The organism is Mesorhizobium sp. M1E.F.Ca.ET.063.01.1.1 (assembly GCF_003998155.1).
Classification (GTDB): Bacteria; Pseudomonadota; Alphaproteobacteria; order Rhizobiales; family Rhizobiaceae; genus Mesorhizobium.
The window spans coordinates 1-874 of the sequence record NZ_RZSC01001295.1 but is presented as its reverse complement, the minus strand read 5'-3'; the positions used below and the strand labels follow the sequence as shown (position 1 = coordinate 874).

At 59.7% G+C, this 874-nt stretch carries 1 protein-coding gene; it reads right to left on the bottom strand.

Annotated features, from left to right (window positions below; genetic code table 11):
* Nucleotides 1-171: 171 nt before the first annotated feature.
* Nucleotides 172-630 (bottom strand): hypothetical protein, encoded by a 459-nt coding sequence (locus EOA29_RS38055; protein ID WP_245464687.1) that lies wholly within the window; start codon nucleotides 628-630, stop codon nucleotides 172-174.
* Nucleotides 631-874: the final 244 nt, after the last annotated feature.

The following is an 874-nucleotide window of genomic DNA, read 5'->3' as shown; positions in this document are numbered from 1 at the left end:
ACACCTATATCGGCTACGACGGCTACCCGCACTATTGCCGCCTCTGAGAGCAATTCCAGGAAAAGTGTGCAGCGGTTTTCCGTCCGGAATTGCGTAAAAACAAGAGGAGGGGAACCGTCTCGGTAACCGGAAGAGGGGCCTTCGCGGCCCCTTTTTCGTTTGTTTGATCGCTCAAGATTTCTTGGGCTCGATCGGCAATCCGGCCAGGCGGCAGGCGTCGCCGACATTCGGTGTTTCATCGCCCAGCGCGACGAGTTCGAAGGTGTTTCCGGCATCCGGGTAAACCTTGGCAAGGAAAGGTTCGTCGTTGGAAGGGGTCTTGTCTTCGACGGAGCCGCACACCACGATCTCGTGGCGACCGTTCAACGCGCGTTCGCCAGCGAGCATCGTTCCGAACCTGGCGGAGATTGGGTTTTTCAGCCGCTGGCGGATGCCGGTCGTGATGATCTCTTCCAGGGCCAGCGAGATCGGGATGGGCGAGACCGCAATGGGATCGACGTGCTGGCCGCCGGCATCCGGTCGAGGTGTCGCCGCCACGCATCCGCAAAGTGAAGCGGCGAGCAAAAGCTGAAGCGTTTTCCGCATCCATGCCCTTTCGCATGCCTTCAAACGCCGCGGCAAGACGGTCAAGTCCCAAGCAGCCGACGGTGTACAGCGATTTTGCGAGCGTTTAATCTATCCCTCGACCGCCAATCGAGGGGAGGGTGGCTTGGACGAGCAGGACCCGAAAGAAGATCTGGTCGAACCGGTTTTCCGCAACGGCACCGTCACCATCGTCGGCATCCTGCTGGCCTTTTCGCTGGGCTTCATCACCCATTGGGCGGCCAACCCGATTCCATGGCAGACCTATCATCTGGTTGCCGTCGTGCCGATC